The following is a 15,463-nucleotide window of genomic DNA, read 5'->3' as shown; positions in this document are numbered from 1 at the left end:
GCGGTCTGGGCCGCCGATACGGCATTTTAACGGCAGTGTAACCAGTTCGGCTGGTGGCCGGTCGCTCCGCCTCCGACCACACAAAGATTGAACTTCGTTAACATACATCTTTGTTCATGGATATAGGAATCCTCGGTGCCGGTCGACTCGGTGGGACGTTGGCCCAGCTTTTGGTGGAGTCGAACCACGAGGTGGCGATAGCCAACGACAGCGGAGTCGAGTCGCTCGAAGACCTCTCGGAGACGCTCGGCCCGCAACTGCGCCCGGTGGAACCGAAGCAAGCCGTTCGGTTCGGTGACGTGGTCTTTCTCGCGATTCCGTTCCGCGAGCGCGACTCGCTGCCCGACGCGGCCCGGTTCGCGGAGAAAATCGTGGTCGACGCGATGAACCCCTACACGGAGAACTTCCACGTCATCGACCTCGGCGACGACACCTCCTCGGAGCTCGTCGCGTCTCAACTCCCGGACGCGAAGCTGGTCAAGTCGTTCAACACCATCCACTGGGAGACGCTCCGGGACCTCGGCCACCCGGACCTCCCCGAATCCGAGCGCCTCGCGGTCTTCCTCGCCGGTGACGACTCGGACGCCAAAACGCGCGTCGCCGGCCTCATCCGTGACATCGGATTCGGCCCCGTCGATGTCGGCGGTCTCGTCTCCGGCGGCGAACTGTTGGAGCCCGGCTCGGCGCTCTACAAGCGCGAAATCACGGTCGAAGAGGCGCAAGACACCGTCCAAACGCTTCGTGCCCGACAGGGCTGACCGTCGTCACCGCAAAACTATCATGGTTTTTGATTGTGTATGTTCGGCACCAGATTCCCCGCGTCGAGTACCACTCCTGTATCCGTTCGATTCCGTGACAGTCACGAATTACAACTGTTCACAAATAGCATGGATTTAAGGGTCACCGTCGCACACAGACGCCTGTTAAGGCACCCATGATGGCACAGACGAACGACTGGAAGGACTCGCGCGTGACGTACGACGAGTCGACCGGCTCATACCGGGTCGACCGCGATTCTTCCGAACTCCTCAGCACGAACGTTGTATTGAGTATTGCGGCAATCGAGGGCGTCCGCCCCACGCAGCTTCCGCCGCTCGCACAGACTATCGACCCCGACGCCCTCGAAACGGTGTTCGGCTGTTCCGAAGACGCGATTCTCTCTTTTTCTTACGCGGGCTACCGCGTGACGCTCGACGCGCTCGGTTCTATCGAAGTGGTCCCCATCGGCGACTCCCGGCCCCTCCAGTGAGGCGACTCGCCGCCTAACCGCCGACCACTCACCGCTCACTCGCCCCGACGAGTGGCGACGCGCCCCCGATTCGGTACGCCGACCCCGCGACTCGTCCGCGCTCGCAGTAGGTGCCGCCTGACCGACTGGTCGTGACAGTAGGCGAAACATACCAAAACGTCCTGTCACCGTCTCCCACGGTATGTTCGGAACGAGTGGAATCAGAGGTCCGGTTGGCCGAACCGTGACCGCCGAACTCGCCCTTCGAATCGGCCGCGCGGTCGGCTGCGACGCCTGCACCGTCGTCGTCGGCCAGGACGCTCGGCTCAGCGGCGATGTCCTCGCTGACGCCGTGAGCGCCGGGGTCCGCGAGTGCGGCGCGAACGTGGTCCGACTCGGCGTCGCCTCGACTCCGACGGTCGCCCGCGCGGTCGGCTGGGCCGGCGCGGACGCCGGCATCGGAATCACCGCGTCTCACAACCCCGCCGCCGACAACGGCCTGAAGCTCTGGACGCCCAGCGGCCGCGCCTTCGACAAGGCCCAGACGCGCGACATCGTCCACCGGCTCAACCGCGACGAAGTGTCGCTCGCCGCGTGGGACGAACTCGGAGCAGAGCGCGCGTGGCCCGACGCGGCGGCCCGCCATGTGAGCCACCTCGTCTCGTCGTTCGACGACCTCGACGACGTGACCGTCGCGTTCGACCTCGGCAACGGTACGGGTCGCGTCTCGGTCGACGCGCTCTACGAACTCGGCGCGACGGTCAACACCATCGACGGCCAGCAGGACGGTCGGTTCCCCGCCCGAAAGAGCGAGCCGAACGCCGAGACGCTCACGGCGCTCCGCCGAACCGTCCCCGCGCTCGGCGCGGATGTTGGTCTCGCCCACGACGGCGACGCCGACCGCCTCGTCGCGGTCGACGAGACCGGCGCGTACGTCCCCGGCGACGCACTGCTCGCGCTGTTCGCGCGCGACGCCGTTTCCCCGGGTGACGCCGTCGCCGTCCCCGTCGATACGAGCCTCCTCGTGCAGGACGTGGTCGAATCCGCCGGCGGCCGCGTCACCTACACCCCTGTCGGTGACGTCCACGTCGCCGAGGCGGTCGCCGAACCCGGCTACGTCTTCGGCGGCGAACCCTCCGGCGCGTGGATTTGGCCCGACGAGACGCTCGCGCCCGACGGTCACTACGCGGCGCTCACGCTCGCCGACCTCGTGGCCCGCGGCGCGCCGCTGTCCGAACAGGTCGCCGACCTCGGCGGCGCGGGGTACGCCACCCGCCGCGCGAGCCTCTCGTTCGACGACAAACACCAGGCGATGGACCGCATCGCCCGCGACATCCACGCGACCTACGACGAGGTCGACACCACCGACGGCATCCGCGTCGACACCGACGACGGCTGGTTCCTCGTTCGCGCCAGCGGGACCGAACCGCTGGTCCGCATCACGGCGGAGGCCCGCGACGAGGACGACGCCGACCGCCTGTTCGAGGACGTTCGCTCGCTCGTCGAGGGCGCGCGCGTCGTCGCTTGAACCGCTCGATTTTGTGACCCGTCCGCCTCCTCGCCCGAGGGTAGTTCAGTTCGCGCACGCGAGCGACCGTTCTCACGGTTTATGTACCGTGACGCCCGACCTCCGCGTAGAGCGACGATGCACCACGACTCTCCGCCGCGCGACCGCTCGAACGGTTCGCTCACGCGCCGCGCCGCGACGAAAGCCGTTTCTCTCGGCGCGCTCGCGGCGCTCGCGGGCTGTCTCGGCGGCGGTTCGAACGCGGAGCCGACCCCCGAACCGGTCGACCTCTCGGGCGGGAAGGAAGACGACCAAGGCGGGATGGTCATCGGCCTCCACGCCGGTCCGAACGGACAGATTTTCTACCGCGACAACGCGCCCGAGGGCCACGACAACCCGGCGTGGTTCCACACCCTCAGCATGGGGCTGTTCCCGTACTCCTTCGAACACCGGGAGCGGGGTTGGGAGGCGACGGCGGTGTACGTCACGGACTACTCGACCGTCGACTACGAACTCTCGACCGAGGGCGGCGATACGTTCATCTCGACGCACACCGGCGCGGACACGTTCGGCGACGCCACCGAGATGACCTACGTCGTCGAAAGCGAGGTGCTCGGAGGAATGGGTAAAGACCTGATTCCCTTTTCGTCGGAGTCCGACGCCGACGGGTTCGTCGCCGAACACGGCGGGAAGACCGTGGTGTTCGACGACGTGACGCCCGAGTGGCTCCGCGGCTACATGCGGTCGTAGCGCCTCGCGCCGCCGCTGTCGTCGGGTGAAAACAACGAGCTGCTCGGCGGCGCTCAGAAGGAGTTGTCGGGGACGCGGACGCCGTCGACGTAGACCGACACCGCGTCGGTCGACCGGAAGTCGGTGATGTCGCCCGCGAACTGGTAGCGCCGCGAGTCGTCGCTGACGGTTCCCTCGGCGGCGGGCCCGACCGTTCCGGTCGTGCTGAGCGCGCCGTTCGACTGGAGCGGCGAGATGGAGCCGCTGACCGTCACTTCGAACGACGAGATGGAGCCGGTGCCGGCGACGACGAGCGTGTGCCCGTCGCCGTCGGCCGACTCGCCTGTCTGTTCCGTCGCCGAGCCGAGCCCAGAGAACCCCACGAGCGCGCCGGCGGCCGATACCGACCCGCACAGCGCGAGGTATTTGCGTCTACCGACGTCGTCGTCAGTCGTCGTCTCTGGGTCCTGCCCGGTGGACCGTTCTCTTACCATGTCTCAGGGGTTGCGGATTACACCCATAAATGTTGCGATAATTACATTAGTAGGAATACATGAATGTCTATCGATGATATTATTGGCGGTGTTAATGTTCGATTTGACGACAACTCCTGTCGATTCGTTCGAGGGACGAAAACGCTTGACTGCGCTCTCTTATTCTCGAATTAATCCGTTTCTTATGGCTGCATTAATCCCGTATTTGCGACGCCGGTTTGAATATATGAATTCTGATATTTTTGGCGGTCCCTGAGTGTACTAATTTCTGATACGAACACTCGGCGCGGTGCGCCGCAGTCCGCTGCCCGCGGCTATCACGCCGCTTCACGCCTCGGTCTCCGCTCAGACTTCGGCCGGGTCGGCCGGGGCGGCTCGGCGTCGAGCGTCGTCGGATGCGGTCGCGCTCGGTGTGGATTCGGTGCGGTCAGCTCTCGGCGGGGTCGGACGGAGTCAGCGCTCGGTGCGGTCGGACGGAGTCAGCGCTCGGTGCGGTCGCTCGGGTCGAACCGGTGGCGAAAGGAGGAGGGGGCCAAACGAGACCGCGGGGACCGATGCGGCCACCAGCGACGAGCCGTTCTCGTCTTCGGTTTCTCCGGGAGCGAGCGTCCCACTCGCGCCCGCGGGCGTTCGAACGGACGGTCCTTCTGTTCTGCGGGCGTGCGCTATCCGAGGAACCCGACGCGCCGGTCTTCCCAGTCTCGGCGTTGGACGATGGACTCGTGACCTTTCTCGGACATCTCGTAGAAGTTCGTCCGACGGTCGTGTTGTCCCTTGTTGACGTACCCCTGTTCGACGAGGGCGTCGAGGTTCGGGTAGAGCCGGCCGTGATTCACCTCCCCGACGTCCTTGCTGATCATCTCTTTAATCTCCTGCCCGGACGGGCGCTCTGCGCCGGCGATCACGTACAGCAGGTCGCGCTGGAAGCCAGTCAGTTCGAACATGTAGTCTCGAATCTAAGTATCGCCGCCATCGGGTATTGTTAGCCACCTCTATACTGGACAATTGGCTTCCTTACCGCCGTTGTCGCGAGTTTGCTCCCGTTTCGGCGCGAGGGTTTTTCTCGAAATCATCGAGATGTGTAATCATCTCCGAGACTGAGATAACTCCCTCCCGCTGACGGTCTGCGCTCCGATAACAATCGCGTGAAGATGAGCTTAATACACGGGAGGGATTGACTCGGTGCCTCCCGGAAACGTCACGATAACAAAGGTCGGGTGCGGTGTAGTACGACCCGACCGGGTCGGGTCCCCCTTTCGCACCGCGTGCGGGACCACCCCCGCACACGACGATGACAACACTATCAAAAGACGAGCTATTCCGCATCCTCAGCAACTCCCGGCGGAGGCAGATTCTCTACTTCCTCCATCGGGCGGGCGAGGCGATCTCGTTGAAGGAACTCGCAGCGATGGTCGCTGCTCGGGAGAACGGAACGGCGGTCGAAGACGTGACCGACGAAGAGCGACAGCGCGTGTACATCTCGCTGTACCAGACGCATCTCCCGAAGCTCGAAAGCGCCGGGCTGGTCGATTACGACGACGAAGAGCGGTCGGTCGAACTCGTCCCGAACGTCGCCAAGCGGGGGTTCTTCTGGATGCAGCCCGGCGCGAGCGAGTCGTGGAGTCGGTACTACGCGCTGCTCGGCGCGCTCAGCTGGGCGCTCATTCTCGGTCTGTGGGCGGGGCTCCCCGGATTCGCGCTCGTCTCGTGGAGCGCCGTCGCGGTGTTCGTCTCCGCGGCGCTTCTCGTGTTGGTGCTCGCGCAGTATCTCTCGGAACGGAACGGGGGAACTTCGGCCGACGCCTTCGAGGCGCTCGTGGAATAACCGCGCAATAAACACCGTCTTCTCGCCACGTCCGAAAGCCCCGTCTTGCGGCTCGCGTATTCTCAGTCGATGCTACTGTCCAATCGTCGTGTTCATGCCCCTAACTGACAGCCCAGAATTAACTCCCCGCTCGATGACCATGTGTGTGCATGAGAAACCGACACACGTCGTCGTCTTCCGGTAGGATTTCCGTACTATCGGATCTATTGAAAGTCTGCGTTAGCATAGATTGTTACAGCCGCTTTACTCGCAGATTTTGAGACCCTAACAGTCGGAGAAATCAGAGTGTGGGATTGTCAGACAAGTATATATCCTCGTTTAACCTATTAGTTCACTGACCCTCTGTATCTGGGGCGCGCTTGGTGGGGCGCATCCAAAGGTTGTGGTCTGTGCGACGCGTCTCGTGGTCTCCCCTCTCGACCGACCATGTCACGCGGTAGCACCCGACTACACAGTGGGGGAGGAAGGAACAATGGTTACCGATTCACTGCAAGCCGACACCGACGTTGTTGACCAGACGACGAACGAGCGACTCGCGGAGACGACTGGTGCGTCTCACGCGGTCACAGAACAGCAGCAACAACCCGAAGTTGAAGCGCTCTCGAAGGACGTCGTCTTCGAGATTCTGAAGAACCAGCGCCGACGCGACGCGCTCCGATATCTCAAGGAGAACGACGGCGAAGCGAAACTCGGCGACATGGCCGAGTTCATCGCCGCGAAGGAAAACGGCATCGAGATTAAGGCGCTGTCGTCGAGTCAACGAAAGCGCGTGTACATCGGTCTGTACCAGTGCCACCTGCCGAAGATGGACTCGGCGGGCATCGTCGACTTCGAGAAGAACCGCGGTGACATCACGCTTCTCGACACCGCGAAACAGCTCGACCAGTACCTCGACGGCGACATCGTCACCACCGACGCCGACGACGAGCAGTCGGCGTCGCTCGCCGCGTCGCCGAAGCGGAACCTCGCTATCGCCGCCGGCGTGGCCGCGACCGTCTCCGGCGGACTGCTCGGCGTCCCCGGACTCGAACAGGTCCCGGCGGCCGGCTGGGCCGTGTTGAGCACCGCGACGCTCATGGCCGTCACCGCGATGGAGTCGTACAAGGACCGCCTCGACCTCTGAGTGGGTCAGTCCTCATCGCGTCCGCGACGATACCGATTTCGAACGACTACACCCGGATTTTACTTCGCTCCGCTTTCGAACAGCCGCGGCGCTCGGCCCGACTCTGTCCGTTTCCTCTCCCCGCTGTCTGCCCTCCTTTTTCCTCCTCCCGCCGACTCAGCTCTCCCCGGCTCCCCCACCGCTGTCAGCTCTCACTCCGCGGGTGTGATTCGCAGTCCATGCGACCGACGCGGCGGCTTCGTCGCGCCGCGACACTGTCTGGGGGACACCCTCCGATTAGGCGCGTCCGAACCGTCTGCCCCGTCGATTTCGGACTGTGGTCTCCGCTTGCAACAGTCTCACACGCGACCCTAACGCGAGACCGGTTCGGGGAACTCGCTGTATAACAATCCCCGTCGCGGTCCCTGTTGCTTTCATGACTCGCACACCGTCACGGTCACGTTCTGAACGCCCGTCGCTCGCGGGAGGGTGCGCATGAACGACCGTCTCACCGAGGCGGTCGTCCTCGCGGCCGGCGAGGGGCGGCGGCTCCGCCCGCTCACCACCTTCCAGCCGAAGCCGATGCTCCCGGTCGCAAACCGACCGGTCGTCGAGTACGTCCTCGACGCGCTGTTCGGGTCCGGTATCGAGCGGGCCGTCGTCGTCGTCGGCCACCGCGCCGACCGCATCCAATCGCACCTCTCTGCGACGTACCCCGACGCGGACATCGAGTTCGTCCACCAGGACACCCGGCTCGGAAGCGGTCATGCGCTCCTCCTCGCCGAGGAACTCGTCACCGGCCCGTTCGTCGTCTGCAACGGCGACAACGTCGTCGACGCCGACATCGTCTTGAAGGCGCTCGAACGCTTCTCGACGACCGACTCGGTGGCGACCATCGCGGTCGCCGAGTCCGACACGCCCGAGGAGTACGGCGTCGTCGTCGAGGACAACGGTCGCATCGCCGACATCGACGAACACGCCGTCGACAGCGAGGGCTACCTCGTCAACGCGGGCGTCTACGTCTTCGACGACGCCGTCTTCGAGGCGCTCCGGCGCACCCCGCCGCACGACGGCGAGACGCGGCTTCCCGACGTGATTCACTACCTCGACGGGCACGTCACGTCCGTCCTCGTCAACGGCGGCTGGCTCGACCCCTCCCACCCGTGGGGGCTCCTCTCCGTGACCGAGACGCTCCTCGCGCGCAGACACGACGACGCGGTCGCCGCGTCCGCGCGGGTCCACGAGCGCGCGCTCCTCGGCGACCACGTCGTCGTCGGCGACGACTGCGACGTGGGGCCGGGCGCGGTCATCAGCGGTGGCTCGTGCCTCCAGAACAACGTCTCCGTCGGCGCGAACAGCGTCATCGAGCGCTCCATTCTCTCGACCGACGCGCGGGTCGGCGCGGGCGTCGTCCTCCGCGACTCCGTCGTCGGCCCCGGCGCGACCGTCGGCGACGGCGTCGTCTCGCCCGGCGGCCGCGCCGATGTCATCCTCGAAGGCCGGCTCTACACCGACCGCCGCCTCGGGAGCATCATCGGTGACCGCGCCGAGGTCGGCGCGAACGTGACGCTCACGCCCGGGAGTCGCGTCGGTGCCGAGGCGGTCGTCGGAGCCGGCACGGTCTTACACGGCGACGTTCGCGAGCGCGTGGAGGTGACCCACTGATGTGCGGCATCACCGCCTGCATCGGCGCGGACGACTCCGTGGACTCGCTCGTCGACGGCCTCCAGCGACTGGAGTACCGCGGCTACGACTCGGCCGGTATCGCCGTCAAAAACGGCTCGGGCATCTCGCTGACGAAGCGCGTCGGCGAGGTCTCCGAACTCGTCGCGGCCGTCGAGCAGAACCCCATCGCCGGCGACTACGGCATCGGCCACACCCGCTGGGCGACCCACGGCGGCGTCACCGACGGCAACGCCCACCCGCACACCGACGAGTCGGGCCGCATCGCCGTCGTCCACAACGGCATCATCTCGAACTTCCAGTCGCTCCGCAGCGACCTCGAAGCCCGCGGCCACGTCTTCAGCAGCGAGACCGACACCGAAGTCGTCCCGCACCTCATCGAGGAGAACCTCCGCGACGGCGCGACCCCCGAGGAGGCGTTCCGCGCCGCGGTCGGCAGCCTCTCGGGAAGCTACGCGCTCGCGGCCATCATCGGTGACGAGGAGGCCATCTTCGCGACCCGCTCGGGGTCGCCGCTCGTCCTCGGCGTCGGCGACGGCGAGTACTACCTCGCCAGCGACGTGCCCGCGTTCATCCAGCGCACGGCGCGCGTCATCTACCTCCACGACGGCGACTTCGTCGTCACCCGCGCGGACGGCTACGAAATCACCGACTCGGCCGGCCGCGCGGTCGACCGCCCCGTTGAACACGTCGAGTGGGACCCCGAGACGGCGACGAAGGGCGGCTACGAGCACTACATGTACAAGGAGATTCACGAACAACCCGGCGCGCTCCGGCGGACCACCCAGAGCCGGCTGAACACCCACGCCGGCGGCGTCGAACTCGAGGAGTTCCCGCCGGAGTCGTTCGCCGACGTGTCGCAGGTCCACCTCCTCGCGATGGGCACCTCGCACCACGCCGGGATGTACGCGGCGTCGCTGCTCAACTCCCGCGGCATCCCCGCCTACGCGTTCATGGCGGGCGAGTATTCGGTCATCAAGCCGCCGGTGACGCCCGACACGCTCGTCGTCGCGGTCAGCCAGTCGGGGGAGACCGCCGACACCCTCGACGCCGTGCGCCGCGCCCGCGCCGCCGGCGCGCGGACCCTCGCGGTCACGAACGTCGTCGGCTCGTCGATAACCCGCGAGTGCGACGACGAACTGCTCATCCGCGCCGGCCCGGAAATCGGCGTCGCGGCCACCAAGACGTTCTCGTCGCAGGTGACGGCGCTGACGCTCCTCACCGAGCGCATCGTCGAGGACGTGACCGGCGCGAAGTCGCCCGCCGCGCGCGACCTGATGGAGGCGCTGTCGCGGCTCCCGGGCGACGTACAGGAGGTGCTCGACACCTCGATGGCCCGCGAAATCGCCATCGAGTACGAGGGCAGCGACGCGTACTTCTTCATCGGTCGCGGGGTCGCCCACCCCGTCGCCCTCGAAGGCGCGCTGAAGTTCAAGGAGATTTCCTACGAGCACGCCGAGGGGTTCGCCGCCTCCGAACTCAAACACGGCCCGCTGGCGCTCGTCACGCCGCTGTCGCCGGTGTTCGCTATCTTCACGGGCCACGAGGACGAGGCGACGCTGAGCAACGTCAAGGAGGTCCAGGCCCGCGGCGCGCCCGTCATCGCCATCACGAGCGACCGTTCGGGCGAAGTGACCGAGTTCGCGGACCACGTACTCAGAATCCCGGACACGCATCCCGACATCGCCGGCGTCCTCGCCAACGTCCAGCTCCAGCTCGTCGCGTACCACGCCGCGGACCTGCTCGAACGACCCATCGACAAGCCGCGCAACCTCGCCAAGTGCGTCACCGTCGAGTGAGCCGTGAGCGAGCGGTGCGGTCGTGGCGGGTCTCACCGCCGCGTTCCGACGTTTCGAACCCATTAATCCGCCGCAGTCGTTCGGTTTCGGTCCCCGGCCGCTGTTTTCAGAGATTCGAGACTGTTCGTGGATAAGCGAAGCTTATCTCGATTGTAGGCACCGATTACATATTACCCGCCCGCGTCAGGTAACATGCGATGACCCGACGCGACCTCGTGGACGACGTTCTTTCGGCTTCTGACGGGCCTCCCGGCCCACTGACCGACGAGAGCGACGCCGCGGCGGCGGCCGACGAGACCGATATCACCCCAGAGTCGTCCGACGACGACCTCCTCGACGCGCTCGGAGACGACGTTTCCCGGAGCGTGCTGTTGGCGTGCAACCGCGCGCCGATGACCGCCGAGGAGCTCGCCGAGAGCTGCGAGGTCTCCGAATCGACCATCTACCGCCGGCTGGAGACGCTTTCGAGCCTCGGCTTGGTCGAACGGACCCAGCGAGTCGACGCGCCGAGCAAGACGTGTTACGAGACGGCCGTCGACGGCCTCTCGATTCACCTCGGCGACAGCCTCCGCGTCGAGGCGGGGTCGAGCAACTACGTCGTCGACGCGATGCGCACGCTTCTGGCCGCCATCGACGTCCAGCAGCTCGCGTACGACCGCGAGCAAAACAGCGTTGACGTTCGGTTTCGACTGGCTCCGACCCTGCTCGACTCGCTGGTCGAACTGTACGTCAGAGACACGAATTCGCGCGAGAAGTAGTTCGCCGGCCGCCGAGTCCGCGTCGCTCGCCGCGACGAGCGACCCTATCGCCGCCACGACCCGTCGACCTCGCCGAGGACGAGCGCGAGCGCGTCCCTCGCGCGGCCGACCGCGATGAGTTGGCGGGCGGCCGCCGCGGTGACCGGACCGATGGACTGCGAGGCTTCGAGTCCGGCGACGATGTCGGGGACCTCGGCGGCGAACCACGGGCCGTCGCCCGTCCCGAGTTCGTCGTCGACTTCCGCGGGGGTCCGAGAACGGGGCGCGTCGGAAATCATACTGAACGTACACGCTTGTGGGGCATAGTTAGGACGCTGTTCTCTCCCGGTAACGACTTCCTTCCGGGCGAGTCGACCAGTTTCGCGTCCCGACTCGCCGGTCTCGCATACCATATTATTGCAAAGAATGATAACCCGTTGTAGCGTTCTCCCGGTAATGTCTCTCAGCGAACTCATCTCCGGCGTCGCCGCCTCGGAACGAACGCTGACGGTGTTCAATCCGACGCCAGGCGTCGTCGAGCGACTCGCCGAGCATTTCGCGGAGCGAAACGTCTCGGTGGTGTCTGCGAGTTCCGACGAGGGTCCCTCGAACTACGCGGTGCTGGGTACCGGCGACGAGTTCCACACGGCCGTCTCGGTCGACGACCTCCTCGCGCACCCCGAGGACGTCGAACCGGGGTTCGAACGCGACTCGTACGCGCCGATTCTCGACCACCTCGACGAGACGCTGTTTACCTCCTACGACCGGCAGCAGATGCTCAACGCCACCCGCGAAATCGAGGACCGCGCGTGGCGCGTCGGCGCGGGCGAACTCCACTCGGGCTTCCAGTCGGGCGGGAACCTCCGCCCGCAACTCGGAACGTACCGCCGCCTCGGCGGCCGCGACGACCTCTCGGTCCACGCGTACATCTACCCGAACGGCGAGGTCCCGCAGGCCGACCAGTTCCAACTCCATCTCGCGCGCTCCGACGAAATTCGGCGCTCCTGGTTCGTCGCCTACGACGGCAACGGCGTCGGTGACTACAAATGCGCGCTCGTCGCCGAGGAGACCGAACCGGGGTTGGGCTTCACCGGCTTCTGGACGTACGACCCCTCGACGGTCGACTACATCGTCAACCACCTCGTCTCGTCGTACTCGATTATCGAATCCGATGGCTCTGGCGACGACGCGGACGACGGCTGTCAGCTGACTGCTTGACCGAGTTTTCGTCGGTGGACGAGTGCTCCCCGGAACCCCGAAAATCAATTCGGAGAACTGGACGCGAATACTTAGGAGCGCCCGCTTGGAGTCGGGCGTATGGTTGACGGAATTCTCCTCGACGCCTCGCACCTGAAAGGCAAAGTCAAGGGCGGTCGCGCCGGGGCCGAAATCGCCGGGATGAGCTACGTCGGCTACGAACTCGCGGTCACGGAGCGGAGCATCCACGTCTACGGCGACCACTGTAACGCCGACATCCAAGACGAGGAGTACCGCTACCTCGTCATCCCGCTCGATTCGGTCCGGGGAATCGAGTTGAAGGACCTGTCGGACCGGGGCCGCTGCGTACGGATTCACGGGCCGGACGACGGCGTGACGCTCTACTCGGAGAATCAATCGAGCCTCTCGAAGAACCTCAAGCGCGTGTTTCTCCTCCTCTCGCGGCTGCTCGCCTGAGCGACCCGGTCGGCTGGTCGGCAGCCAGCCGGTAGTCGGTCGGTGATGGGCCAGTCGGAAGCCGGCCGGCCGGTCTGTCGGTCCGGAGCCGAATCAGGTAACGTTTCGAAAGCAGGTGTACTAACCGAACTGCTAAAGAGGGTCGAACTCGATGTGGGGATATGGCCACGGATATGACCCTCGACGACGCCCCCTGCCCCATCATCGACTCGCTGAAGCAAATCGGGTCGCAGTGGCGTCTCATCGTCCTCCACGACCTCCAAGACGGTGAAAAGCGGTTCAACGAGCTGAAGCGTTCGACCGGCGCGAGCTCGCGGACGCTCTCTCGCGTCCTCGACGACTTGCAGGAACACGGCTTCGTCGACCGCCGGATGGAAGAGGACGCGCCGGTGGCGACGTACTACTCGCTGACCGACAAGGGTGTCTCGCTGTGCCCGGTGTTCGACGAGATACAGGAGTGGGCCACCGAGTGGCTCGACGCCGAGCGCGAGGAGTCGGCCGAGAGTGAGACGGTGCAGTCGACGGCCTGAACCGCGCTCCGCGCCGCGCTACGCTTCGAGCGGGTCGCCGTCCGCCGTCTCGACGATTTCCGCGTGGACGTCCGCGACGGTGACCGAGTCGAGTTCGTCGAGCATCGCCTGAATCGCCGGTTCGAGCAGTTCGCCGAGCACCGGCTGGATGTGTTCGCCGACGGTGCACTCGTCGTTCGGTTCGTTCGTGTGGAAACAGAACGGCTCGGCGTCCTCCACCGCCTCGTAGATGTCGCGAAGCGTGATGGCGTCCGGCTCGCGGGCCAGCGTGAAGCCGCCGGTCGGGCCGCGCTTGGAATCGACGAGGTCCGCCTCCCGAAGCGAACACAGGAGCTGCCGGATGACCACCGGGTTCGTGTTGACGCTCCACGCGAGACGGTCGGAAGACAGCCGCTCGTCGCTCCGCACCGCCAAGTTAGTCAGCACGTGCGTCGCGACGACGAATCGGCTGCTGTTCGACATACACGTTCTTTGGAGCTACGGGCATTTTAGATTTCACGGTGCTGCGCCGATTTCGCCGGATTCGTCGCGGAACCGACGTTTCTCAACCCTCTCGCTCGACTCGGAGACCCGATGTTCGGCTTCGACGACGAGAACTGACCGAATGGAGGCTTCGAATCGTCGAAACGGAGGCTCGGGGTGGTGTCGTCGGCCGGTCGCTCAGCGCGACGGCCGATTCAGCCCTCGTCTCGTCCCGGTCGCGTCTCGTCTGTGCCGTCCTCGTCGGCGCTCGTCGGGAGCGCGTCGACGTCGGTCGCTCGCATGAGCGCGATGACCACGTTGTCAGCGACCTCAGCGGCGAACCGCCGTTCGTCGCTCCGCCACCGTCGCGGCTCGCCGACGTGTTCGTGACAGACGACGCCGACGACTTCGCCGCCCGACCTGACCGTCGCGTCGAGCAGCGACGTGATGCCCTTCTGTTCGAGGTAGCCGTCCCGAAGCTCTGCGGTCGCGGGGTCGGTCCGAACGTCGTCGACGCCGAGCGACCGATTCGTCTCCAGCGCCGCGAAGTACGCCGGGTAGTTCGAGGCGGTCAGCGTCGTCCCGGCGTTGTGCTCGCCCGACGACCGGTCGTACTGGTCGACACAGCGGAGCGTCTCGGCGTCGTCGAACAGCCAGACGCTCGCGCGCTCGACGTCCAACACCGTCGCCATCGTCTCGGTGATTCGCGGCAGCGCGTCCTCGAACGAGCCCGCGATGACCGTCTCGTCGGTCGCGAGGTCGATGAGCGCCCGCTGTTGGCGCTCCCGTCGCTCCCGCTCGCGGTAGGCCTCGGTCACGTCGCGGAACACGGCGACGACGCCCTCGACCGACCCGTCGTCGGTCCTGATGGGCGACATGCTGTCTTCGATGTAGCGCTCGTCGCCGTCGCTCGTCACGAGTTTCGTTCCCGCGGCGAGTTCGACCGGCCCGTCCGCGTCGGCGACGCGTCGCACCGGGTCGATGCGCTCGCCGGTCGCGCCGTCGACGAGGTGGAGCACGTCCGAAAGCTGCTCGCCGACGGCGGCCTCGGCGTCGTAGCCGGTTATCTCCTCGGCGGTCCGGTTCAGTTGGACGACCGTCCCGTCGGCGTCGGTGGCGACGACGCCCTCGGCGATGGAGTCGAGGGTGACGCGGAGATACGCCTCGCGCTCGCGGAGTCGCCGTTCCGCGCGCCGGTGTTCCGTGATGCGGACGAGCGTCTGCCGGAGGACGCCGTACTGCGCCGTCGGGTCGCCGCCCTTCTGGAGGTAGCTGTCCGCCCCGAGGTTCAGCGCCTCGATGGCGACCTCCTCGCGGCTCCGTCCGGTGAAGATGACGAAGGGAATGCCGGAGTCGCGCCCGTCGCGGAGCTCCGACAGCAGTTCGAGTCCAGACATTTCGGGCATCTGATAGTCGGAGACGACCGCGTCGAACGACTCCGATTCGAGGAGTCGCAGCGCCCGCCGCGGCGAGTCGGTCGTCTCGACCTCGATACCGTCGTCCGAGGATTCGAGAAACCGCTTCGTCAGCGCCAACAGCCCCTCGTCGTCATCGACGTAGAGCACGCGTATCGCTGACGACTCCCCCTCGATTACGTCCATGCGCTGTGGCTGTTGTTCGACGGTCTGTCTGATAACTGTTTGGCAGATTAATTGTTATACAGTTGTCAAATTGTCCCCGGCGCGTGTTCGTT

General features: G+C 65.8%; 17 protein-coding genes. 12 read left to right on the top strand and 5 right to left on the bottom strand.

Features of this window, described 5'->3' with window-relative positions; genetic code table 11:
• Positions 1 to 116: 116 nt before the first annotated feature.
• From C458_RS00625 to C458_RS00610, 4 genes are all read left to right on the top strand, one after another.
• Entirely contained in the window at positions 117 to 758 is a 642-nt protein-coding gene (locus C458_RS00625; RefSeq protein WP_049897163.1) for an NADPH-dependent F420 reductase, read from the top strand.
• 176 nt (positions 759 to 934) lie between these two features.
• The gene (locus C458_RS00620) at positions 935 to 1,249 is read left to right on the top strand and encodes a HalOD1 output domain-containing protein (RefSeq protein WP_008572303.1); all 315 of its coding nucleotides are present in this window, start codon (positions 935 to 937) and stop codon (positions 1,247 to 1,249) included.
• 181 nt (positions 1,250 to 1,430) lie between these two features.
• Entirely contained in the window at positions 1,431 to 2,756 is a 1,326-nt protein-coding gene (glmM, locus tag C458_RS00615) for a phosphoglucosamine mutase (RefSeq protein WP_049897164.1), read from the top strand.
• 117 nt (positions 2,757 to 2,873) lie between these two features.
• Positions 2,874 to 3,485, top strand: a complete 612-nt coding sequence (locus C458_RS00610; RefSeq protein ID WP_008572301.1) for a nitrous oxide reductase accessory protein NosL — start codon at positions 2,874 to 2,876, stop codon at positions 3,483 to 3,485.
• Positions 3,486 to 3,538: 53 nt separating this feature from the next.
• Here the strand turns inward: C458_RS00610 and C458_RS00605 are convergent, their stop codons facing one another.
• Both C458_RS00605 and C458_RS00600 read right to left on the bottom strand, forming a co-directional pair.
• Positions 3,539 to 3,958, bottom strand: a complete 420-nt coding sequence (locus tag C458_RS00605; RefSeq protein ID WP_008572300.1) for a hypothetical protein — start codon at positions 3,956 to 3,958, stop codon at positions 3,539 to 3,541.
• A gap of 665 nt (positions 3,959 to 4,623) precedes the next feature.
• Entirely contained in the window at positions 4,624 to 4,902 is a 279-nt protein-coding gene (locus C458_RS00600; RefSeq protein WP_008572299.1) for a PadR family transcriptional regulator, read from the bottom strand.
• Between the two features lie 347 nt (positions 4,903 to 5,249).
• On the opposite strand from C458_RS00600, the gene C458_RS00595 reads away from it, so the two are divergent.
• From C458_RS00595 to C458_RS00575, 5 genes are all read left to right on the top strand, one after another.
• Positions 5,250 to 5,783, top strand: coding sequence for a hypothetical protein (locus tag C458_RS00595; protein WP_049897165.1), 534 nt, complete (start codon positions 5,250 to 5,252; stop codon positions 5,781 to 5,783).
• A 472-nt stretch (positions 5,784 to 6,255) separates the two neighbouring features.
• Entirely contained in the window at positions 6,256 to 6,906 is a 651-nt protein-coding gene (locus C458_RS00590) for a hypothetical protein (protein ID WP_008572297.1), read from the top strand.
• 474 nt (positions 6,907 to 7,380) lie between these two features.
• On the top strand, positions 7,381 to 8,550 hold the full coding sequence (locus C458_RS00585; RefSeq protein ID WP_008572296.1) for a sugar phosphate nucleotidyltransferase: 1,170 nt from the start codon (positions 7,381 to 7,383) through the stop codon (positions 8,548 to 8,550).
• The gene (glmS, locus tag C458_RS00580; protein ID WP_008572295.1) at positions 8,550 to 10,367 is read left to right on the top strand and encodes a glutamine--fructose-6-phosphate transaminase (isomerizing); all 1,818 of its coding nucleotides are present in this window, start codon (positions 8,550 to 8,552) and stop codon (positions 10,365 to 10,367) included. The genes C458_RS00585 and glmS overlap by 1 nt, the downstream gene beginning before the upstream one ends.
• A 197-nt stretch (positions 10,368 to 10,564) precedes the next feature.
• Positions 10,565 to 11,125 carry a helix-turn-helix domain-containing protein gene (locus C458_RS00575; protein ID WP_008572294.1) on the top strand — a complete coding sequence of 187 codons (561 nt, stop codon included), beginning with the start codon at positions 10,565 to 10,567 and terminating at the stop codon, positions 11,123 to 11,125.
• Positions 11,126 to 11,169: 44 nt separating this feature from the next.
• On the opposite strand, the gene C458_RS00570 is transcribed toward C458_RS00575, so the two are convergent.
• A complete protein-coding gene (locus C458_RS00570) occupies positions 11,170 to 11,403 on the bottom strand; it encodes a hypothetical protein (RefSeq protein WP_008572293.1) in 234 nt (77 codons plus the stop codon).
• Positions 11,404 to 11,560: 157 nt separating this feature from the next.
• On the opposite strand from C458_RS00570, the gene C458_RS00565 reads away from it, so the two are divergent.
• The 3 genes from C458_RS00565 to C458_RS00555 all read left to right on the top strand — a co-directional run bounded on the left by C458_RS00565 (position 11,561) and on the right by C458_RS00555 (position 13,308).
• Positions 11,561 to 12,322 (top strand): DICT sensory domain-containing protein, encoded by a 762-nt coding sequence (locus tag C458_RS00565; protein WP_008572292.1) that lies wholly within the window; start codon positions 11,561 to 11,563, stop codon positions 12,320 to 12,322.
• A 99-nt stretch (positions 12,323 to 12,421) separates the two neighbouring features.
• Complete coding sequence (locus C458_RS00560; protein ID WP_008572291.1) at positions 12,422 to 12,778, top strand: hypothetical protein; 357 nt, start codon at positions 12,422 to 12,424, stop codon at positions 12,776 to 12,778.
• Positions 12,779 to 12,939: 161 nt separating this feature from the next.
• On the top strand, positions 12,940 to 13,308 hold the full coding sequence (locus tag C458_RS00555) for a helix-turn-helix domain-containing protein (RefSeq protein WP_008572290.1): 369 nt from the start codon (positions 12,940 to 12,942) through the stop codon (positions 13,306 to 13,308).
• An 18-nt stretch (positions 13,309 to 13,326) separates the two neighbouring features.
• Here the strand turns inward: C458_RS00555 and C458_RS00550 are convergent, their stop codons facing one another.
• Both C458_RS00550 and C458_RS00545 read right to left on the bottom strand, forming a co-directional pair.
• Positions 13,327 to 13,770: an Rrf2 family transcriptional regulator gene (locus C458_RS00550; RefSeq protein ID WP_008572289.1), complete on the bottom strand. Its 444-nt coding sequence runs from the start codon at positions 13,768 to 13,770 to the stop codon at positions 13,327 to 13,329.
• A 215-nt stretch (positions 13,771 to 13,985) separates the two neighbouring features.
• A complete protein-coding gene (locus tag C458_RS00545) occupies positions 13,986 to 15,371 on the bottom strand; it encodes a response regulator (protein WP_008572288.1) in 1,386 nt (461 codons plus the stop codon).
• Positions 15,372 to 15,463: the final 92 nt, after the last annotated feature.

The sequence above is a fragment of the Haloferax sp. ATCC BAA-644 genome, from assembly GCF_000336975.1.
Classification (GTDB): Archaea; Halobacteriota; Halobacteria; order Halobacteriales; family Haloferacaceae; genus Haloferax; species Haloferax volcanii.
The sequence above is the reverse complement of the archived record's forward strand: the minus strand, read 5'-3'. Positions and strand labels throughout refer to the sequence as shown.